Genomic DNA, 21,976 nt, shown 5'->3' with positions numbered 1-21,976 from the left:
ATTCTTCATTGCTCACTCTTCATTGCTCATTGCTAAATGAACTACATCATCTGGCTGGCCGTGCTGGCAGCCGTCGTTTTCGCTTTTTACCGCTACGTCACGCGCGAAAGCCGCGTGCGGGCTGCCGCGTTGGCGCAGGATTTCCCAGCCGAATGGCGTCAGGTTCTAGCTAGTCGCGTGGCGTTTTACCTAGCCTTGTCGAAAAACGAAAAGCAGCGCTTCGAGCGGGCTGTTCAGGTTTTTCTGGCCGAAACGCGCATCACCGGCGTGCAGGTCGAAGTCGATGATACGACCCGCGTGCTCGTGGCTGCTTCGGCCATCATTCCCGTGTTCGGCTTCCCCGATTGGCAATATGGCAACCTAGGCGAAGTGCTCATTGTGCCCGATGCGTGGAAGCAGGACAAAGACCCCAACAAGGAGCTAGCGCCACTGGAAGGCACGTTGCTCGGCAGCGTGCAGAACTTTCAGAATCAGCACTATATGCGCCTCTCGAAAGCCTCTTTAGAGCAAGGTTTTAAAGACGCCATGGACAAGCAAAACGTAGGCATTCATGAATTTGCCCACCTGCTCGACCAGGCCGATGGCGTGATTGACGGCGTGCCGAAGCTAGCTCTCCCACCCGAGCTGCTGCAACCCTGGGCCGAGGTGATGCAGCGGGAAATCCAAGCCATCCGCGACGGCAAATCGGAAATCAACCCCTACGGCGCCACCAACGAAGCCGAGTTCTTCGCCGTCGTGACGGAGTACTTCTTTGAGAAACCGGAGAAGCTTCAGGAAAACCACCCCGAACTGTACCAATTGCTGAGCCGGGCTTTGCGGCAAAATCCTAAAAAGCGTTTCCTGCGCTTCAGCGTCGACCCTAGGGAGTGGCTGAAAACGCTGCGCAGCAAGCGCAAGTTTGGGCGCAATGACCCGTGCCCGTGCGGTAGCGGCAAGAAGTATAAGGATTGTCACTTGTTGCAGCAGGAGCAGCAGGCTGCTTGAGCGAAAGAGATGAAAAAGAGGGAAGCCACACAGAGGTCAATTACTTTTCTACGCGGAGCAATAATTCGCTGGAATGAAAAGCTCCTTTAATACATTCACCCCCATACCAATTTACATAATTGACATTTATTCTATATAACCCTGGCTCTAATTTTGACTTTCCATGCCGTAAATAATCATTCAGGTTTATTATCCGACGGCAAGATTTGCCTTTTGAAACTTCGATGTAGGTAGTCCGACTAGGATATTCAATAATATCAATTTTACCTGGCCCTTGCTTAATAGCAACAAATCTCCCCTTTTCATTATGAACAATTATAGATGTAAAGAACAATACATCTAAACAGCTACCTGGATAATCATCAAACTCCGCAAGTCTGATCGTATTATTACTAATATTTTTAAACTCAATAACAATGAATGGATGATCATTAGGAAACTTCTTTCTATCACTTTTTACAATTAATCTCATTTTATCAGTATCCTGTTTAACTTGACCGCTTGCCATGCCAAAGGAGAAATAATAGAGTAACAATAAAAGCGCAATTCTCCGCATAATGTATTATTTAAAATATGTATCTATTAGACTCCGGTTCAACTAGAAGACAGCTTGAACCTAGCCGTCATTAGCCTCTTAAACGGTTACGGCTTTCCGCGTTTGATTCATAAAAGCCAGGTTATCGTGAAACTAAACGAGCCGGGCGGGGCATCTAAGTTTGCCAAGATAGCATTAACCTAGATTCCTCGCCCGGCTCGGCATAATCACCGAAATACCGGCTTGAACACAGCCGCTTTACGCTGCTTTTCTTACCGCTTTTTTCGGCTGCTTGCCCTCGGTCACTTCCTCAAACCTAGCTTCGTACCTGGCGTGATTGGTGCCCATGAGCCGGTCCCAGATATTGAAGTACAAGCCATAATTTCCCTTTACGTATTGGTGGTGCATGTTGTGGTGGGTGCTGGTGTTGTGCAGCCGCCCAAACTTAGTTCGCAGAAAACCAGCCGGGTACAGCTCATACCCTAGGTGCCCCAGCACGTTCATGCCCATCATATACAGCATAAATATACCTAGAGCAAGCCCGTGCAGCGGGATGATAAATACCATCAGCGGTACAATGCCCGCTTCGATAACAGCCTCCAAGGGGTGGAAGGAGAAAGCCGCCCACGGCGAAGGATTGTGCGAGAGGTGATGCACCCGGTGCACGTACTTAAACACCTGGGGAAGGTGCATGAAACGGTGCGTCCAGTAGAAATAGGCGTCGTGGGCTACAATAAGCAGCAGAATGCTTAGCACAAAGTAAGTCCAGCCGTGGTCGGCCAGGTTGGTATAGATGCGCGTGTAACCGGCTTGGCTAGCGGCAAAAATCCCGACACCCACCGCCGCGAAAATCAGGCAGGTAAGCAGCGAATATTTTACCTCGGTGTGCAGGTACTTGTCTTCGGGAAACTTCTGCTGCACGCGGCGCGACTGCCACCGCTCTTTGCGCCAGCGCCAGAAGATCAGGTAAGCAATACCGGCGAATACAACATAGCGACCTAGGGTAAACAGGAAATGGCCGGCATAAATGCTGCCGGCTTGAGTCATGGTGATGGACGTAGACATAGCTACTAAGAGGGGTAATAAAGAGGTTGTAAGCTTAGGGGGTGGTAGCAAGCACGGTACCAAGTAGGCCTTTCCGCTACCGTAGCGGCAAATAAACACTAGCGCGACCCGTTGCGTTTCGGCCGGTTCGTCTGCGGTTTCTTATTTTCGGGGCTAGCTGACGAGCGGCGGCGTTTTGCCCCTGGCTTCGGCTTCTTCTTTCGCGCTTACTATGAAAAAACAATTCTTCAGCGGCCTGGCCCTCGCTACCCTAGGTACCACGCTGTGGTCGTGCGCACCGGCGGCCAAAACGCCTGCTACGGTTGCTGCTCCGGCTTCTGCTAGCCCCGTTCCACAAGCCACTTACCAAGCTTCCTCCACCGATTGGCGTGCGCAGGCTAATACCTTTCTAAAGCAATATTCCGCTGAATACCAGCGACTCTACACGCAGTCGAGCGAGGCAGAATGGCGCTCCAACACGCACATTGTGCCCGGCGACACCACCAACTCCGGTGCCACGGCCCGCGCTAACGAGCGCATGGCCGCCTTCGCGGGCAGCGCCGAGAATATCCAGCGCCTGCGGCAATTCTTGGAGCACAAAGACCAGCTTTCGGAAATTCAGATAAAGGAGCTGCAAACCGCCCTCTACAACGCTGCCAACTCACCCCAAACGGTGGCCGACGTGGTGAAGCGCCGCATCAAAGCCGAAGCCGCCCAGACGGAAAAGCTCTACGGCTTCGACTACAAATACAACGGCAAATCTGTCACTACCAACGACATTGATGAGCTGCTGCGCACCGAGAAGAACCCGCAGAAGCGCCAGGCCATTTGGGAAGCGAGCAAAGCCATCGGCCCGACACTAAAGGCCGGCTTGCTGGACCTGCGCGGCCTGCGCAACCAAACCGTGCAAGCCTTGGGTTACTCAGATTTCTTCACTTACCAAGCCTCCGACTACGGCATGAGCCGGGAGGAAATGATGGCTTTGGTGCGCAAAATCAACGAGGAGCTTCGCCCACTTTACCGCGAGCTGCACACCTACGCTCGCTACGAGCTAGCCAAAAAGTACGGCGTGAAGCAAGTGCCCGACTACCTCCCCGCCTCGTGGCTGCCCAACCGCTGGGGTCAGGATTGGAGTGCCATGGTCGACGTGAAAGGCGTGAACCTCGACGCCACGCTCGCCAAAAAAGGTCCCGAGTGGCAAGTGAAGCAAGCCGAGCGCTTCTACCAGAGCCTAGGTTTTCAGGCGCTGCCCGCTAGCTTCTGGGAGAAAAGCAGCCTCTATCCCCTACCCGCCGGCGCCAACTACAAGAAAAATAACCACGCCTCCGCTTGGCACATCGACCTCAACCAGGATGTGCGCAGCCTGATGAGCGTGGAGGCCAACACCGAGTGGTACGAAACCACCCACCACGAGCTAGGTCACATCTACTACTATCTGACCTACACCAACCCCGATGTGCCGGTGCTGCTGCGCCAAGGTGCCAACCGTGGCTACCACGAAGCCATGGGCAGCCTCATGGGCCTAGCCGCCAGTCAGAAACCCTTCTTGGTGGGCCTGGAGCTGATGGACCCCAAAACCCAAACCGACCAGACCCAAACGCTGCTTAAAGAAGCCCTTAACTATGTGACGTTCATTCCGTTCTCCTCGGGCGTGATGAGCGAGTGGGAAAGCAGCTTCTACGCCGACAACCTGCCCGCCGACCAGCTCAATGCCAAGTGGTGGGAACTGGTGAAGAAGTACCAGGGCATTGTGCCGCCCACCGCGCGCGGCGAAAACTACCTGGACCCCGCCACCAAAACCCACATCAACGACGACCCCGCGCAGTACTACGACTACGCCCTGAGCTACGTCATCCTGTTCCAACTGCACGACCACATTGCCAAGCAGATCCTGCACCAGGACCCGCACGCCACAAACTACTACGGCAGCAAGGAAGTCGGCAATTTCCTGCGCGACATCATGCGCCCCGGCTCCAGCAAAGACTGGCGCACTGTGCTGAAAGAAAAGACCGGCGAAGACCTCTCCGCCCGCGCCATGGTCGACTATTTCCAGCCGCTGATGACGTATCTGAAGCAGCAGAATAAAGGGCGGAAGTACACGATGTAAATACAGCAATAAGGTGCTATACCTGGCTAACAGCAGCCAGCCGGATATTGCCGCCGCCACCCACCAGCTTGCCGATATACTGAAAACCACCCAATCCCGTACTGGGCTGACCTGGCACTACGAGCCCATGCCTGCCGAAACGCATCAGACTATTTATCATCCGGCCGCACTCCACGCATTTCGTATGGTATTTAATCCCGCCACGCAGAAGTAGACAAGCCGTATTCCTGAAGCCATCAGCAAAAAGAACGTCATGCTAAGCCGCCAAAGCATCGCGCGTGCAATGGTGAGCGCTAATGATTGGAACTGCCGCTCCTACTGGCGCGGGCTGCAAGCCCGCGCCAGCAGGGGGATGTTTCACTCGAATGGATTACAAACCATCATAAACAGCAAAGCCGGGCTCCTCGCCCGGCTTTGCTGTTTTCAGGGACCTAGCTTTTTTTAAGCGGCCACAGCTAAGCGCTTTTCCAGCAGTGTATTTACCTCATCCAAACGCCGGTAAATCACCTGCGCCACTTCCTCATCGGCCAGGTCGATGCCGTGGGCGCGAGTGGTAAGGTAGCGGGCTAACGCGGCATTGTCGTCGAGGCGCTGGGCTAGCTCCTGCTGGGCGTCTTCCCATTCATCAGACTGCTCATGAGCTAGGTAGTGGCCGCGCAGCATGATCGTCTGACTGACCAGTTGGGCCAGGCGAACGAGCAAGGCTGACTCAGCCTCGGAGAAACCGCGCGGCTCCCGGCCAATCACTGCCATCATACCAATCTTCTGATTATCCGGCATTTGCAAAGCAGCACCTGCGTAGAAGCGAAGCCCAATAGATTCCGCGACAGTCTGGCTGATCAGTCCGCAGCTTTCCTTGGAATAATCGGATAGCACCACGGCGGTGTCTTGCAGGATAGCGGCTGAGCACATGCTGTCGCCGCGCACAAGGCTACTGACGCCTTGCGTGCCGATGGCAGCCTTAAACCAAACCTGATTTTCATCCACCAGTGAAATCAGCGCGATAGGCAGGTTAAAGAGTTGGGCCGCCCATGCGGCGTACTCGTCAAAAATCTTCTCGGGCGTCGTATTCACAATACGGTACTGATGCAGCGTGCGCAGCCGCACGGCATCATTCGCGGGTACTAAGGATACCGGTAAAGAAGTAGCTGTATTGATCATGTCGATAGTGAGAGCAAATCGGGTGTGGAAGCAGGAAACAGACAGCGCCCTAGCTTCAGCTGAGTTGGCACCGCTTGCTACAACAGCACACCTAGCCTTGGGCTTGACTGCTTGGCATGCCACTTATGTAACTGAGCGTGAAGCAACAACAAATAGCATTGGCTACTCAGCGTGTATGAGCAAACGCTTATGGGCTTTGCGCCCCTACCAGCTAATCAAGAGTTAAGAGAACAACAAGAATTGACGTCAATCATCTTTCAACAGGTCAAATTTATTTAAAAATATCGATAATAATTTATACTTAATGCATACTCAACAATAATTAAAATGCCTTTCCAACCAGCACACTACAAGACAGATAAACCTAGGTCGGCGGTTTTATTAGGACTTATAATCCCCCCATTTCCTCTCCATCTTATTAACCATAATTCCTGATGCTCAAAAACTACCTTTCCGCCTTGCTGCTGGCGATTTGTTCCTTCCCGGCCTTTTCAGCCACCTATTATGTGGCGCCTACCGGCGAGGATGCGAACAACAACGGCTCCATCTCCCTCCCTTTCAAAACCATCCAGCGGGCCCAAACGGCCGTAGTAGCTGGCGACACGGTGTGGGTGCGCGGCGGCACCTACCTGATGCAGAATTCGCAGATAGCGGGTTACGGCAGCCCCTATGCCTACATCACGCTGCTGAATAAAAGCGGCTCGGCGGGCAAGCGCATCAACTACTGGGCTTACCCCGGCGAGCAGCCGGTCTTCAACTACGCCAACGTTGACCCGAACGTGACCAACCCCGGCGCTCCTTTTGCTGCGCCGTACCGCCTCAGCGCCTTTGAGGTGACGGGCTCCTACATCCATATCCGTGGGCTGGAAGTCGTGGGGGTGCGGGTGCCCCTTGTCGCCCCCAACGTCAACACGCAGTCGATCTGCTTCTCGCAGAGCGGAGCGGGCGGCAACAACATCTACGAGCGCCTGAGCATGCACGACGGACAGGCCATTGGCTTTTACCTGACCAGGGGCGGCAACACCCTCGTCCTCAACTGCGACGCCTACCGCAACAACGACAACGTGAACACCTCCAGCACCACCGGCGCCGCTAATGGCGGCAACGTGGATGGCTTCGGCAACCACCCCAACAACGCGAACTACACCGGCAATGTGTTCCGGGGCTGCCGCGCCTGGTTCAACAGCGACGACGGCTACGACTGCATCTCGGCCTTTGCCCCGACCGTGTTTGAGAACTGCTGGGCCTTTTACAATGGCTACACGGCCACCTTCGGCAGCCGGGGCGATGGTAATGGCTTTAAAGCAGGCGGCTACGGCGGCGCGGCTCTCACTTCTATCCCGGCCGTGGTGCCTAAAAACACGATTCAGCTTTGTCTGTCCGTGCGCAACAAGTCCAATGGCTTTTACTCCAATCACCACCTGGAGGGGAGCGACTGGTACAACAACACGGCCTACATGAATGCCACCAACTACAACATGCTCAACCGAAAAGCGAGGAACGCAACGGATTATCTCACCGACGTGCCTGGCTACAACCACGTTATCAAAAACAACATCAGCTTTGCCCCGCGCTCCACGGGCCGCGACATCACCGATTACGACCCCGCCGCCTGCACCATTGACCACAACAGCTTCCTGAATGCGGCTGTTGCTGTAACAGCCGATGATTTCCTGAGCACGGATATGGAGCTACTCACCGCCCCGCGCCAGCCCGACGGCAGCCTGCCCGTAAATGATTTTCTACGCTTGAAGCCAACCAGCGAGATGGTCGATGCGGGCGCCAACATTGGTTTCCCGTACAACGGCACCGCGCCCGACCTAGGTTGCTTTGAGACGACTGGGGTTATCCTGAGCACCGCTGGCATCGCCAAAAACCACGACCTAGGTTTGTCGATTGCGCCGGTTCCGGTTCGTTCGCAGACCACGGCTAGCTTTACATTGCCCGAAAAAGCGCCGGTGAATATTTCCCTTTATGATGCTCAGGGCAGGTTAATTACCGTGTTGCTCGACGAGGAAGTGAAAGCGGGCGCGCACCAGGTCAGCCTGAATGAGAAGGTGTTCCCGGCTGCTGGCGTCTATATTCTCAAGCTGACAACGGGCAAGAACGCCACGTCGAAAAGGCTGGTGAAAATCCAGTAGAATAAGCTAGCCTGCTCAGCGGATTGAGAATCCGGCTGCCGTAAATGCACCCTTCAACTTGCATCTACGGCAGCCGGATTCTCATTTTTATAAACGCCATTTGTTCACCCTAGCCCTGCTTTGAACAGCAGACTACAGGACGGACGAGCCTGGGTCGGAGGTGTTATTAGAGCCTGTAAGCTAGGTAACAGCCTTCTTACCAGTCCCAAACGCCTCCCATGACACGCCCAACGTTCTTTCCGGCCTTCCTGCTGGGCCTGACGCTGACTGCCAGCGCCAACGCTCAATCCACCAAGACTTCTTACAAATTCGACTTTGGCAGCGGCAAAGTGGCGCCCGGCTACACGCAGGTGCTGCCCACCAACGTGTACTCGCCCACCGCAGGCTACGGCTTCGACTTCAACACGACGGCTACCACCGTGAGCCGCGGCGGCAAGGATGCGCTGAAGGGCGATTTCGTGACCAGCGACAAGCCGTTCTACTTCTCGGTAAAGCTGCCCGAAGGCAACTACAACGTGACGGTGACCCTGGGTGATGCGCAGGGCGCGTCGTCGACGTCGCTCAAGGCGGAATCGCGGCGCCTGCTGCTGGAGCAAACCGAAACGACGCCGGGCAGATTCACGACCCAGACCTTCACGCTCAACGTCAAAGACCGCAGGATTTCGACCGGCGGCGAAGTAAGTCTGAAACCTAGGGAGCTGACCAAGCTCGATTGGGACGACAAGCTCACGCTGGAATTCAACGGCTCCAAAACCTGCCTCGATGCCATTGAAATAACGCCCGCCCAGAACGCCGTAACCGTCTTTCTGGCTGGCAATTCCACCGTCGTGAACCAGGACGACGAGCCGTGGGCCGCTTGGGGGCAGATGATTCCGCGCTTCTTCAAACCGGGCGTGGCTATTGCCAACCACGCCGAATCGGGCCTGACCCTAGGTAGCTTCCAGGGCTCGCACCGCCTGGAGAAAGTGCTGAGCGTGATCAAGCCCGGCGACTACCTTTTCATCGAGTTTGGCCACAACGACCAGAAGGAGAAAGGCCCCAACGACGGCGCCTACAAAAGCTACACCGAGCGGCTGAAGCTGTTTGTGAGCGAAGCCAAAAAGAAAGGTGCCACGCCGGTTATTCTGACGTCCACTGCCCGCCGCAACTTCGACGAGGGCACCGGCAAAAACGTGAACAGCCTCGGTGAATACCCCGACGCCGCCCGCAAAGTGGCCAAGGAGGAAAACGTTGCCCTCGTCGACCTCAACCAGATGACCACCCAGCTCTACGAAGCCCTGGGCGTGGAAGACTCGAAAAAGGCGCTGGTGCATTACCCCGCCAACACCTACCCCGGCCAAACGCAGCCCCTCGCCGACAACACCCACTTCAACCCCTACGGCGCTTATGAAATTGCGAAGTGCGTGGTGGAAGGCATTAAGGCGAACAAGCTAGGTTTGGTGAAATACCTCCGCAACGACACGCCCGCTTTCGACCCCAACCACCCCGATGCCTTAGTCAGCTGGCATTGGTTCGACAGCCCGAAAAGCACCGTGGTGAAGCCAGATGGTCAGTAGGAACGCGCCACGGCGCGTTCGTCGCCTGCATCGTTCGCGCGAAATGCCCCTGTTATCCAACGCCAAATGGTTCACTATCAGAACGCACCGTGGCGCGTTCCTACAAGAGCACCTGCCAACGCCGAATCTTTCAACGACCGAACGCGCCGTGGCGCGTTCCTACATTCGCCTATGAAAACCACCCATTTACCCTCCTTCACCCTAGGTCTGCTGCTGCTAGGTTCCGTCACGGCTTCGGCCCAAACCAACCCGCCCAAAGCCAACGACACCACCACACCCCTGCACCTCTTGCAACCCGACTACCCGGTGCCCTACGGCAAAACCAAGCCCGAAGACGTGAAGCAGGTGTTGGATCGGGTATATAACTACCTCGACAAAGCTACGCCCGCGGAACTCGTTGATAAAAAGACAAATGCGGCCGTCAGCACCCGCGGCAAGTTCAACCCCGACGCCATCATCAAGCCCGGCGACTTCCGCCTGACTAGCTACGAATGGGGCGTGACGTACTCGGGCATGCTGCTGGCGGGCGAAGTAACCGGCGACAAGAAATACACCGACTACACGTTCACGCGCCTGAAGTTTCTCTCGGACCTAGCCCCCTATTACCGCGCTTACCAAACGGCCAACCCGCAGAGCCCCACGCCCATGCGCGGCTTTATGAACCCGCATGCCCTCGACGACGGCGGCGCCCTGACGGCTTCCATGATCAAGGCGCAAAGCGCCGGCCTCTCCGCCCCCAACCTGCGTCCGCTGATCGACAGTTTCGTCAACTACATCATGACCAAGGAGTTCCGGCTCTCGGATGGTACTCTGGCCCGCAACCGGCCGCAGCCGAACACGCTCTGGCTCGACGACATGTACATGGGTTTGCCGGCGCTAGCGCAGATGGGCAAGCTCACCGGCGAGCGGCGCTACTACGACGAGGTGGTGAAGCAGTTCACGCAGTTTTCGCAGCGCATGTTCGATAAGCAGAAAGGCCTCTACATGCACGGCTGGGTGCAGGATATGGCCGTGCATCCCGAGTTTCACTGGGCGCGCGCCAACGGCTGGGCGTTGCTGACGAAAGTTGAAATCCTGGACGTGCTACCCGAAGATCATCCGGGCCGGGCCGCCATCCTGGCACAGCTGCGCGCCCACGCCGATGGCCTGGCTATGCGCCAGTCGGGCACGGGCTTCTGGCACCAGCTCCTCGATCGAAACGACTCGTACTTAGAGACTTCCGCCACGGCTATCTACGCCTACGCCATTGCCCACGCCATCAACAAAGGCTGGCTCGATGCCAAAGCGTACGGCCCGATGGTGCTGCTGGCCTGGAACGCGGTGAGCACCAAAGTAAACGCCAACGGTCAGGTGGAAGGCACCTGCGTGGGCACCGGTATGGGCTTCGACCCGGCCTTTTACTACTACCGCCCCGTAAACGTGTACGCGGCCCACGGCTACGGCCCGGTTATTCTGGCCGGCGCCGAAACGATTCGCCTGCTCAAAAATCACCCGTTTGAAATCAACGACAGCTCGGTGCAGATGACCAAGTAAGCCTACCTAGGTACGCGCGCTAACCTTGCATTCAACGCTCCGTTTTCCGAAAAGCCCCTCACCAATTTGGTCAGGGGCTTTTTTATGCGGATAATAACCGCCTCCTGCTGCCAGTGTGGCCGCTTGCGTGTTTTGGCAAGGGGGCAGTGTCAGCGAGCTGTAGAATAGGATGCAGCACGCCAACGTTCTCCTGTTAGCTTGCGGCTCCCGGCGCGAGTGCCTCTTTGCCCGACCTCATACGACTAACGCCTGAAAAGCGTATTTTCCACGTGATGAATCACCGTCTGCCCGCGTTTTCTTCGGTTCTGCTAATGGCGGCTGCTCCAGGCCAGCAAGAGTATCTGGTCCCGCTGCTGATTGTCTTTGCCGTCTCCACTTTCCTCGTGGTAGTGGTGGCCGTGCTCACGCTTATCCACCTTCGGAAAGACGTAAAGCGCCGGCTGGATGAGTTCACCAAGCGCAGCAGCCGACACAAAGCGCTCCGTCGCTCTGCCCCCACTGACCCTGCCCAGTGGCCTCCATTCTTCATGCCGGCTTTGCCCTTCTGGCAACAGATAGCATTAGGAGCAGCCACGTTACTTGCTTGTGCAGTAGGCATTTGCGAAATGCTGGCGGGCGCTACCATTCCCCAGACCCTAGCCCCCGTAGTGCTCCCGCTGCTGCTGCTGCGTCCCGCTCCCGAATCGGCTATACAGCGGAGTTTGTGGGCGGTTGTGGTGGGCTGCTTCGCGGCGGCCATCCTGTTGCTGGGGGTGCTGTCGCTGCGCCTGGTGCTGCGGCAAAGCTAGCTGTCCACGAAGGTTTTGGCGCTTTAACCTCAACCGTAGATACCAGAGCAGACTAGCCCGTAAGCTGTATCTTGTGGCCGCGCAAAAGCGCATTACTTTCGTAAGCAATTGATAGCCAAACCCATTTAGTGAACAACCGCCCTGCCTCCCTACCTCCTTCCGCTTTTTTGCCGCTACAAAAACGCTACCTAGCTTTAGCAATAATGGGAATACTAGCCAGCTGTCAGCAAGCCAAACCCGTGGCGGCTGACGCAGTTGCCACCCAAACAGTCCAAACGGCAGCCCCGACCGCAACAGCCGCTCCAACCGAAGCAGCGGCCCGCGACGCCATAGCCCGCTACTTGAAAGCGCAACCCAACGTAAATCTTTACGTGGTTGACTCGGCGAGCGTCGTAGACGTCGACACGCAATGGCAAGTGCTGGTGCCGCGCACCGATTGGGCCGGCCGAATGCCCAACCGCGCTGCTTTCGAAGTAGACAAACAGACCGGCAAGGTGCGGACACTGCTGGTGAAATAACCTGTTCACAATATCCGTTCGGGCATCTTCCGCAAGGTAACGAAGCTGGTGCGGGCACATCGAGCAGCCACAGGTCAGCTGAGTTTTTGTCTAAAACCTAGCCTGTCTACCTGGCCTTACACCGGAAAGCTCAGGCGGCTAATCGGCTGATAGTGCGTAAACTCCAGCTCAGGAGCCAGGTAACCCGCCCGCACCGGCTCTTCCTTGAGCAGATCAGTGCTCAGATACTTCTTGTTGCTGTCGCACAGCAGCGTCACCACGGTAGCATCGGGCCCAAGCGCGGCAGCTTGCCGAATAGCCCCAATCACATTCGCACCCGACGAAATTCCGACGGCCAACCCTAGCTCAGTAGCTAACTTTTGGGCCACCAAGATGGCGTCGCCGTCGTTGGCCTGCACTACCTCATTGAGTTCGTCGAGCTTGACAATGGCGGGAATAAACTCATCGGAAATCCCCTGGATGCGGTGTGAGCCCACCTTGTAGCCCGTGGTCAGTGTCGGCGACTCGGCGGGTTCCAGGGGGTGAATGCGCACGGCCGGGTTTTGGCTGCGCAGATAGCTGCCCACGCCCATCACGGTGCCCCCCGTACCCACACCCGCCACAAACGCATCGGGCACGCGACCTAGCTTTTTCAGCTGCGCACAAATTTCTACGCCGGTAGTTTTGGCGTGGGCTTTAGCGTTGCAGCTGTTCTCAAATTGCCGGGGCAGAAACACATCGGAGCGGGACGCCGCTATTTCCTCCGCCAAGGCAATGCTGCCCAGAAAGCCACCCTGGGCCTTGCTAATCAGCGTAATCTCAGCCCCCAGGCTCTTGATGATGTTCACACGCTCGGCGCTGAGCCAGTCAGGCATGATGATGCGCACCGGGTGCCCCAGTGCCCTGCCGATGGCGGCAAAGGCAATGCCGGTGTTGCCGCTGGTAGCTTCTACAATGGTATCACCAGGCTTAATCTCGCCGTTTTTGTAGGCCTCCTGCAAGATAAAGAGGGCCATACGGTCTTTGAGGCTGCCGGTCAGGTTGTAGTGCTCGCACTTCACGTAGATGCGGCCGGGCTGACCTAGGTAGCGGTAGTGCAGCTCCAGCATGGGCGTGTTGCCCACCAAGTGCCACAGGTGGTTGAACTTCTCTTCCAGCTCCGGCGAAAGACAACAAGGCAAAACCGCATGCTCCTCTAATACAGTCAGTTGAGGCACCTTAGGCAGCAGCACAACTGTTCGGCGAGCAGCACGAGTACCAGTCAGAAAGGAAGAAGAAACGGAACGCGGGGAGCAGGTAGCGACAGACATAACGGAGGTTCGAGGAGGTTGAACGGTTGACGAACGCCTCTCTTTTTCCGTAAGCACTTGATCAAGAAAGCTTATCGAAAGCGCATAAAAAATGCCCTCCCGACAAGTCAGAAGAGCAGCACCGCGTGATGAGCATCTTATAACTTATCTTCTTCTGAGCGGGCTGCAGCCGACTCAGAACAGGATTTAGCACCTGGTATTGCTACTGGTTGCTAAGGCTTCACAGGGCCTGTCCCTCCGCCTTTCTTGATAAGTGCTCCGGCAAAGGAGCGCATCGCAAATATAGAAGTCAAAAAGCACCGCGCAAGGCTAAAGTGCTAGTAAGCGGCTATTTGCCAATATTATGTTGTTTTATCCACTTCTAGGCAAGAACACCGTCTTTAATTCCACCAGTCGCAGCCAAGCGCCTCTCGACGTAGGTAACCACACTGTGAGCTACAACTTCAATTCCACCTAGTCCGATTAATAGCTTTGGCACCGAGCGCGGGGATACACCTTATAACAGATTTCAATTCCACCTAGTCCGATTAATAGACCCATAATATCACTTTCCCAAACTTATTTTGCAACATTTCAATTCCACCTAGTCCGATTAATAGCCTCAACTGCCTGTGGTATAACCTGGTGCTGGTAAAATTTCAATTCCACCTAGTCCGATTAATAGCGTAGCTCCATTCTATCCTGCGGCGCATTTTCTAAGAATTTTAATTCCACCTAGTCCGATTAATAGCAATCGGACCAAGAGCTGCGGCGGACGTAATCCCCAATTTCAATTCCACCTAGTCCGATTAATAGAAGGATACTACCGGCTTACCTGACGGTACTATCTTATTTCAATTCCACCTAGTCCGATTAATAGCTGTACAATGCTGTCTCCTACCGCTACCTGTTCATCATTTCAATTCCACCTAGTCCGATTAATAGCGGCTTCAGTGACAGCTTCTAGTGCTGAGTTTCCAGATTTCAATTCCACCTAGTCCGATTAATAGGCCGCAGCTGGTGGTGAATCCAGCGAACGGAATCCGATTTCAATTCCACCTAGTCCGATTAATAGCGGCAACTAGGGCAGAGTACATGCGCGGCACCTGTCAATTTCAATTCCACCTAGTCCGATTAATAGCCCGGCCAAACGCCGCCGCTACTACAGCCGAACAGAAATTTCAATTCCACCTAGTCCGATTAATAGCTAAAAGCCTGTTCTCCTACTTGTTCTGACTGTTCAATTTCAATTCCACCTAGTCCGATTAATAGCCGACTACCCCCGTCTGAATACCTCCATTTACACCTTATTTCAATTCCACCTAGTCCGATTAATAGCTGCGTGGCAGTTTTGTAGCACCGCCCGCCCGCTTCATTTCAATTCCACCTAGTCCGATTAATAGCCTGTCCCATGTTCGACGAGACAATGACATTAGCTAATTTCAATTCCACCTAGTCCGATTAATAGAACGGCAGCTCCTTCCGGAACTCCTTCAGCCGGTTCAATTTCAATTCCACCTAGTCCGATTAATAGGGTAGAGGTACATCTGCTTGCCGCTGCTCACGGCATCATTTCAATTCCACCTAGTCCGATTAATAGCCTGATGCCCGCTAATCCACTTGCGGCGAAGTTCCTAATTTCAATTCCACCTAGTCCGATTAATAGACTTCTGCGCTGGCGCCACTCGGCATAGTGAACGTGATTTCAATTCCACCTAGTCCGATTAATAGGTAACGCCGTCGGATCGGTATCAGGCAAGCCAAGCCATTTCAATTCCACCTAGTCCGATTAATAGTAGGCTTGGCGGGTGTTCTCGTAGTAAGACTGAGCCTATTTCAATTCCACCTAGTCCGATTAATAGGTCCATGTGCATCTTAATCTCCGACTGCGTGTCGGTATTTCAATTCCACCTAGTCCGATTAATAGGGATACGGTGGTTTTCGAGAATAACCGCTGGAGCATCATTTCAATTCCACCTAGTCCGATTAATAGCGGGTACCAAGTGCGTCTGCGTGTTCAGCCTGATCATTTCAATTCCACCTAGTCCGATTAATAGAGGTACCCGGTGCAACGAAAGAGGAATTGTACAGCCATTTCAATTCCACCTAGTCCGATTAATAGCACGGATACGCGCACGCTGGACTTAGTGCCGCTGCTATTTCAATTCCACCTAGTCCGATTAATAGGATTGAAGTAGTGGTAAACTCGACGCGGTTGATATTATTTCAATTCCACCTAGTCCGATTAATAGGTGATTTTCTTAATCAGCGTCCAGGTTTGCTTGTCTAATTTCAATTCCACCTAGTCCGATTAATAGGCCATTTTGATAGCCAAAAGCCACGGCATACCCGTATTTCAATTCCACCTAGTCCGATTAATAGGTACACATTCGCCCTATTCAGGACTACCATACAGTAATTTCAGTTCCACCTAGTCCGATTAATAGCTGCATTTCCGCACCTATTATCCGGCTCCTCTCCGCCATTTCAATTCCACCTAGTCCGATTAATAGTAGAGGTCGCGGAAGGAAGCGTAGAGTGATTTACGCATTTCAATTCCACCTAGTCCGATTAATAGCAGGTAGAGTTTGAGGCGGTTATATTCCAGCTCTACCATTTCAATTCCACCTAGTCCGATTAATAGTCATCACCACCAGCGAACCTAGCCAGTTATTGCGGTATTTCAATTCCACCTAGTCCGATTAATAGCTGGTTGAACTGATCAATCCGTGGATCGACGTACACGATTTCAATTCCACCTAGTCCGATTAATAGGCTCGTGCATGTAGTTGATAAACCCGCGTTTAATCATTTCAATTCCACCTAGTCCGATTAATAGCATTCGGTGGTGGAGGCTTGAAGTGTGTAAATCTAATTTCAATTCCACCTAGTCCGATTAATAGCGCGCTGGCTCATGGCCGAATAGATCCGGCAACCGTATTTCAATTCCACCTAGTCCGATTAATAGACCGGCGCTCCAATGGAGCAGCTGCGGCAGGAAATCATTTCAATTCCACCTAGTCCGATTAATAGTCAGACGGTTGATAACGCGACAATCGCTCAAACCCTATTTCAATTCCACCTAGTCCGATTAATAGCAGGCCACGCCGTCACAGAAGTAAATACTCCTTGATTTCAATTCCACCTAGTCCGATTAATAGCCGCTGCGCAATTAATTGTTTTGGCAGCTCCATATCATTTCAATTCCACCTAGTCCGATTAATAGTTCGGGTTGTAAATCAGGATTGGTTAGGTCCAGTACCATTTCAATTCCACCTAGTCCGATTAATAGTGTTCAGCAGGATTGACAGGCTCAAGCGGCTGAGTAATTTCAATTCCACCTAGTCCGATTAATAGCTGGAACGGGTTGGGTTGCTTATTATCAACGGCACAATTTCAATTCCACCTAGTCCGATTAATAGGGTGTCCTTGCCTTGCCTGCTAATCGTACGGCCCTAATTTCAATTCCACCTAGTCCGATTAATAGGTGTCCTTGTAAGCCGTAATCACAGGCTATGCAGTCATTTCAATTCCACCTAGTCCGATTAATAGTACATCAAAGAAGTAAAGCACTCCCGCGATAAAGCATATTTCAATTCCACCTAGTCCGATTAATAGAAAAACACCCGTGCAACAAAAGCTTGACTTAAAATAATTTCAATTCCACCTAGTCCGATTAATAGAATCTTCCGTGCGCTGAACTCCAAGAACGCAAAGTCATTTCAATTCCACCTAGTCCGATTAATAGTGGTGTTCGATGTGAAGCCCTTGGAGCTGCAACTACATTTCAATTCCACCTAGTCCGATTAATAGTAATCGCCAGCAGGAAATTGTCGGTGGCGGGCACCTATTTCAATTCCACCTAGTCCGATTAATAGCTGACTAATGAGTTGGAAAAGGTAGCGGAAGAAATTCATTTCAATTCCACCTAGTCCGATTAATAGGTCGCTCCACCCACAGGACGCGAACAATGCTATTTTATTTCAATTCCACCTAGTCCGATTAATAGGTTATTTACCTGAATGGGTACTATCGGATGTTCTTCATTTCAATTCCACCTAGTCCGATTAATAGCACCTACACGCAGGAGAAGATGCCGCGGGTAGAACATTTCAATTCCACCTAGTCCGATTAATAGCCTATTCCCCCGAAAGGCGTAAACACCGTTTCACCGATTTCAATTCCACCTAGTCCGATTAATAGACAAGCTTATTGCGCTTGGTTAGCGCTTGCACTTCTATTTCAATTCCACCTAGTCCGATTAATAGATTTTATTGAAAACCGGTAGCGAAACGGGCTGTGTGATTTCAATTCCACCTAGTCCGATTAATAGCACCATATTGAGGTGCTTCTTAATCATGTCAACCTATTTCAATTCCACCTAGTCCGATTAATAGTGAAGATGACGTTGCCCCCTCTGTCGGGTTCATCTTTATTTCAATTCCACCTAGTCCGATTAATAGGACGCTCTAAATCTGCTTGCTGCCCTTCTAGTAGTTATTTCAATTCCACCTAGTCCGATTAATAGACAGCAATGGTATTAGTGTCGTGATGCTGGAAGATATTTCAATTCCACCTAGTCCGATTAATAGTGGCTTTCCTATTGTTTATCCTGCCTGCTTTTGCATATTTCAATTCCACCTAGTCCGATTAATAGCGGATAACATCGAGTACTACCCGGAGCCGGAATACTATTTCAATTCCACCTAGTCCGATTAATAGCTTCAAAGGAGCGAAGTACAGGCAGGCATACACTAATTTCAATTCCACCTAGTCCGATTAATAGCACACCAGCCCCTAGTAGAGCACCAGGTACGTTCCATTTCAATTCCACCTAGTCCGATTAATAGGTTCAACGCATCAGTTTCCGCGTCACTTCCTGCGGCATTTCAATTCCACCTAGTCCGATTAATAGCGGTAACGGCCGCGCTGACGTTCGTTAAAAAAGCCGATTTCAATTCCACCTAGTCCGATTAATAGTCAGGCCCGCGTTCAGCTACCATTGCGAACTCAGTAATTTCAATTCCACCTAGTCCGATTAATAGGCCTTCGATACGTGGCAGGCAGTGCTTTCTTTTTCGATTTCAATTCCACCTAGTCCGATTAATAGGCCCGTTATAAGCTCCGGCCCTCGTTCGGCTACTTATTTCAATTCCACCTAGTCCGATTAATAGCCGTTAAGAAAAGGCCGTTTCAACAGCGGAAAGCTACATAAATCCTGCCTCTATCATACCAACAAGTCGTCGATCATCTGTAATACGATTTTAGCGGGGTATCGACGACGACTGTGAATCAACGCATTACGAAAATACTACTACCTAAGCAGCACCTAGGTTACTTCTCTGCGCGTGAGCGACGACTTACCGACGCTACAGAAACGTATCCAAACGGTTACGCTCCTGCCCTAGCACTTGCTTTTCCAGCCACTGCTGGCTGCGGCTTTTGAAGATAAGCACGCTATCCTCCTCCGTATCCAGAAAGTCGGCGGCTTTGGCTAGCAGCTCTTTCAACTTCACTTCGGTAATTTCCCCCTCAAACACTGAATTCTGAATCCAATTCAGGTAGCGGCGGCAGAGCTTGAGCATTTTGCCCACGCGCTTCTCCTTAATGTCATACACTAGCAATACGTACATCCTACCACCACGCCTTAAAGGGTTTGTACTCTTCCATTTGCATCAGGTGCTTGGTAAGCTTATAGCATTCCAGCTTGATCAGGTGCTGGTAGCTGACACTGCGCTTGAGCGAGCGGTGCTGAATCGTCTCTTTCAGGCGCTCTTCAAATACGCGGACCACCGTCTTGCGGGCGGGTTCCTTCAGCACGCAGCGACCTAGGTCCTGCACGAAGTCACGGGGTTGAATCTCCTTCTTGTTGAGCACCCGGAAAATCAGCCGGTCGACTAACAGCGGCTTGAAGATTTCGGCCAGGTCCAGCGCCAACGAGAAGCGACGCGTGCCGGGTTCGTGCAGAAAGCTGATGGTAGGATTAAGCTGCGTATGATAGAGCTGCGACAAACAGGCCGAGTAACAAAGCATGTTACCGAACGACATTAACGCATTCAACTCATTTTGCGGGGGTTGCGTGGTGCGCGTACCAAAAGCATAGTCGGCGGGCACGAGCCGGTCGAAGGCGCCGTAGTAGGTCTGGCGGATGTTGCCCTCCAGGCCCATTAGCTCCGGCACGGCAGTGGCAAACGGCAGCGCCGACACGTAGCCTTCAATCTGGTCGATTTCCGAAGCTAGGTCACGGCCACGCGTCTGGTAATAGCGTAGGTTCTTGAGCAGGTTGAAAGCGGAGCCTTCCACGAACTTGCGGGCCAACGCAATACGCTTCGTCTTGGAAGTATAATGCTGCGTCTGCTGTACTTGCAGCTTACCGGCCAGCAAGTATTCTTTCGCCATAAACGAGCCGGTGTAGTGCTCATAATAGTCGAAGAAATGCACCGAGATGCCATTCTTACCCAGAAAGTTATAAAGCGAAGAATTAGCGTCCAGCGAGCCGAATACGTAAAGGTCGGCCACATCCATGATTGGCAGGTACTTCACCTGACTGGGCAGACCTTGCTCGTCGTAGGCGGTGTATTGCAGGGTATTATCCTTGCGGCTCAGACGGCCAGGATTGAATAGATAGTAGGTTTTGCGCATAGGTTATCCTTTATAAAGCCAGTCGATAGCTTCGCCCCATTAAATGACATGCTATTCTGCCACATAGCAGAACTCATAATAGCTACACTGCTTGCAAAGCAGCTTATTGATGACGGGCGGGCACTCTGGGCGGTTTACTAGCTGCTCGATGCTAGCTTCCCAGTCCGGAATTGCTTGCCGGTCCGCGTCGGTAAGCACCACTGTTTGCGTCTGCCGCAGCTTAGGATATTCCAGCAACCCGGTCGGCTCCCGTACACCGTGCCGTTCCAGCACATAGAGATAGTATTGTAGTTGGGCAATGCTAGCATGTTCAAGCTTATCCGAACGTTTAATTTCGTGAATTACCCGGTCCTGCGGATCATAGAAGTCAATCTTGATACCGTCGAGCTGCACTTCCCGGTAACGAGCAGCACGTTGCGGGTAAGCCGTCTGGTGCAGCAACGAGCCATCAGCCACGTTTTCGTGCGTGTGCTGAAAGCTGATGCCATTGTGAAAGAGCCACAGCTTGCGGTGACAGATATGGTAATAGTTGATGTGCTTGCCGGTGAGGTGCATAGCGCTAGCTCATGAATTAAAAGCAAGTGGGCAGCCTCATTGCTGAAAGCTGCCCGTGTTGCCTTAACCAGCTACCTGATTCTCATAGTCAAAGTCACGCAGACGCTGAGCAATATCTTGCTCTGCCCGCTGCAGCGCATCAGCAGTAGGATTGATGGCACCACGAATATATCCTTCGGCTGGGTATGTTACGAAGAGCTTTGCTCCAGCGTCATAATCCAGATACGGATGGGCTTTGCGCTCTATTTCTTCATCCAGACGTGCCCGGATAGCGCCGGCCAAATGATTTGCATTGTCGCTTATGGCCAAGGCCAGCGTTTCCATCAGGCTGAAGGTGCGCGATTGATTGCTGGTGATACGCCAGTTAATCAGGGTGTGGGCCAGAGCCGGGATATAACGCTCCCGCTCCGCCTTGGGTGCAAGCAGGCATGGACCGAACACGTTGCTGGTTTCTATCCATCCTTCAGCCAAAAGCTTATCCTTGATTTCGGTGCTAAGCTCCGGCTCCAGCTTGTTGGTAGAAACGCAGAACAGCGTCCGCAAGTCCACGCACACATCATATACAAAAAGCCCAGAAGCCCGGCTTGCTTCCTTAACCAAAAGTCGATTGGATAGATTACGGCCGGTTGTATCTAAGAATTCCTGAAGCTGCTCTTCCGACAGCAAATTGCCCTTTTCATCACTCACGCGCACAGGATGATGATTGGGGTGGGAGGTACGGTCAAAGGTGCTCAGTTCACCTTCTTGTTCCAAGCCACCCAATAGAGGATGCAAGGGCCGCATAGCGGAAATGGACAAAGGGCTACGCCGCTTGATAACGGAGTTGTCTTTTTCCGCTTTCATGTAGCCCCCTAACAACTGGTCCACATAGGAGGGGTCGCATGGAGCCCAAGCTTCGCGTTGGCTGGCGTCGAGGGTTTTACCTTCCTTCTTGATAACCCAGTTGAAGGTGATAGGGGCGGGCATCACATTCAGGGAAGAGGTAAGCATATCCATGATGCTACGCTTCACCTGCTGCCCGCTGGAGTATGCCTGTTTCCTATTGAATTGAACATCAGTATAAAATTTCTGGCCGTTTTGCACCCCAAATACAGTGTGCTCGGCGTGACGGAGGCTGCGGAGGTAGATATAAGGATTCATGGGC

General features: G+C 52.9%; 16 protein-coding genes, 1 CRISPR repeat array and 1 riboswitch. Of the genes, 8 read left to right on the top strand and 8 right to left on the bottom strand.

Annotation, left to right across the window (positions count from 1 at the left end):
• Positions 1–36 precede the first annotated feature (36 nt).
• Positions 37–984, top strand: coding sequence for a M90 family metallopeptidase (locus IEX74_RS19280; protein WP_188815661.1), 948 nt, complete (start codon positions 37–39; stop codon positions 982–984).
• Positions 985–1,024: 40 nt separating this feature from the next.
• Here IEX74_RS19280 and IEX74_RS19275 read toward each other — a convergent pair whose 3' ends face one another.
• Positions 1,025–1,540, bottom strand: a complete 516-nt coding sequence (locus IEX74_RS19275; protein ID WP_188815660.1) for a hypothetical protein — start codon at positions 1,538–1,540, stop codon at positions 1,025–1,027.
• A gap of 237 nt (positions 1,541–1,777) precedes the next feature.
• On the bottom strand, positions 1,778–2,584 hold the full coding sequence (locus IEX74_RS19270) for a sterol desaturase family protein (RefSeq protein ID WP_229755377.1): 807 nt from the start codon (positions 2,582–2,584) through the stop codon (positions 1,778–1,780).
• Positions 2,585–2,795: 211 nt separating this feature from the next.
• Between IEX74_RS19270 and IEX74_RS19265 the strand changes: the two genes are divergently transcribed.
• Together IEX74_RS19265 and IEX74_RS19260 are read left to right on the top strand one after the other, a co-directional pair.
• Positions 2,796–4,670, top strand: coding sequence for a M2 family metallopeptidase (locus IEX74_RS19265; protein ID WP_188815659.1), 1,875 nt, complete (start codon positions 2,796–2,798; stop codon positions 4,668–4,670).
• A 13-nt stretch (positions 4,671–4,683) separates the two neighbouring features.
• On the top strand, positions 4,684–4,884 hold the full coding sequence (locus tag IEX74_RS19260) for a hypothetical protein (protein WP_188815708.1): 201 nt from the start codon (positions 4,684–4,686) through the stop codon (positions 4,882–4,884).
• Between the two features lie 227 nt (positions 4,885–5,111).
• Here the strand turns inward: IEX74_RS19260 and IEX74_RS19255 are convergent, their stop codons facing one another.
• Positions 5,112–5,831 carry a GAF domain-containing protein gene (locus IEX74_RS19255; protein ID WP_188815658.1) on the bottom strand — a complete coding sequence of 240 codons (720 nt, stop codon included), beginning with the start codon at positions 5,829–5,831 and terminating at the stop codon, positions 5,112–5,114.
• Between the two features lie 434 nt (positions 5,832–6,265).
• Between IEX74_RS19255 and IEX74_RS19250 the strand changes: the two genes are divergently transcribed.
• The 5 genes from IEX74_RS19250 to IEX74_RS19230 all read left to right on the top strand — a co-directional run bounded on the left by IEX74_RS19250 (position 6,266) and on the right by IEX74_RS19230 (position 12,367).
• Positions 6,266–7,972: a T9SS type A sorting domain-containing protein gene (locus IEX74_RS19250; RefSeq protein WP_188815657.1), complete on the top strand. Its 1,707-nt coding sequence runs from the start codon at positions 6,266–6,268 to the stop codon at positions 7,970–7,972.
• 218 nt (positions 7,973–8,190) lie between these two features.
• Positions 8,191–9,528 (top strand): rhamnogalacturonan acetylesterase, encoded by a 1,338-nt coding sequence (locus IEX74_RS19245; RefSeq protein WP_188815656.1) that lies wholly within the window; start codon positions 8,191–8,193, stop codon positions 9,526–9,528.
• 171 nt (positions 9,529–9,699) lie between these two features.
• Positions 9,700–11,061, top strand: coding sequence for a glycoside hydrolase family 88 protein (locus IEX74_RS19240; RefSeq protein WP_188815655.1), 1,362 nt, complete (start codon positions 9,700–9,702; stop codon positions 11,059–11,061).
• A 272-nt stretch (positions 11,062–11,333) separates the two neighbouring features.
• On the top strand, positions 11,334–11,849 hold the full coding sequence (locus IEX74_RS19235) for a hypothetical protein (RefSeq protein ID WP_188815654.1): 516 nt from the start codon (positions 11,334–11,336) through the stop codon (positions 11,847–11,849).
• Positions 11,850–12,052: 203 nt separating this feature from the next.
• Positions 12,053–12,367, top strand: coding sequence for a hypothetical protein (locus tag IEX74_RS19230; protein ID WP_188815653.1), 315 nt, complete (start codon positions 12,053–12,055; stop codon positions 12,365–12,367).
• A 116-nt stretch (positions 12,368–12,483) separates the two neighbouring features.
• Here the strand turns inward: IEX74_RS19230 and IEX74_RS19225 are convergent, their stop codons facing one another.
• From IEX74_RS19225 to IEX74_RS19205, 5 genes are all read right to left on the bottom strand, one after another.
• The gene (locus tag IEX74_RS19225) at positions 12,484–13,656 is read right to left on the bottom strand and encodes a PLP-dependent cysteine synthase family protein (protein WP_188815652.1); all 1,173 of its coding nucleotides are present in this window, start codon (positions 13,654–13,656) and stop codon (positions 12,484–12,486) included.
• Positions 13,657–13,797: 141 nt separating this feature from the next.
• A riboswitch (SAM riboswitch) is annotated at positions 13,798–13,912 on the bottom strand.
• A gap of 184 nt (positions 13,913–14,096) precedes the next feature.
• A CRISPR array of direct repeats spans positions 14,097–18,809; the repeat unit is 29 nt; unit sequence ATTTCAATTCCACCTAGTCCGATTAATAG.
• Positions 18,810–19,004: 195 nt separating this feature from the next.
• Positions 19,005–19,268 (bottom strand): CRISPR-associated endonuclease Cas2, encoded by a 264-nt coding sequence (cas2, locus tag IEX74_RS19220; RefSeq protein WP_188815651.1) that lies wholly within the window; start codon positions 19,266–19,268, stop codon positions 19,005–19,007.
• A 1-nt stretch (position 19,269) separates the two neighbouring features.
• A complete protein-coding gene (gene cas1b / locus IEX74_RS19215; protein ID WP_188815650.1) occupies positions 19,270–20,277 on the bottom strand; it encodes a type I-B CRISPR-associated endonuclease Cas1b in 1,008 nt (335 codons plus the stop codon).
• A gap of 51 nt (positions 20,278–20,328) precedes the next feature.
• Positions 20,329–20,832 (bottom strand): CRISPR-associated protein Cas4, encoded by a 504-nt coding sequence (cas4, locus tag IEX74_RS19210; RefSeq protein ID WP_188815649.1) that lies wholly within the window; start codon positions 20,830–20,832, stop codon positions 20,329–20,331.
• Positions 20,833–20,895: 63 nt separating this feature from the next.
• Complete coding sequence (locus IEX74_RS19205; RefSeq protein WP_188815648.1) at positions 20,896–21,972, bottom strand: CRISPR-associated protein Cas7; 1,077 nt, start codon at positions 21,970–21,972, stop codon at positions 20,896–20,898.
• Positions 21,973–21,976: the final 4 nt, after the last annotated feature.

The organism is Hymenobacter cavernae (genome assembly GCF_014641455.1).
In the GTDB taxonomy this organism is placed as follows: domain Bacteria; phylum Bacteroidota; class Bacteroidia; order Cytophagales; family Hymenobacteraceae; genus Hymenobacter; species Hymenobacter cavernae.
Note: the sequence above shows the minus strand (reverse complement) of the source record. Positions and strands in the feature narration are given on the sequence as shown.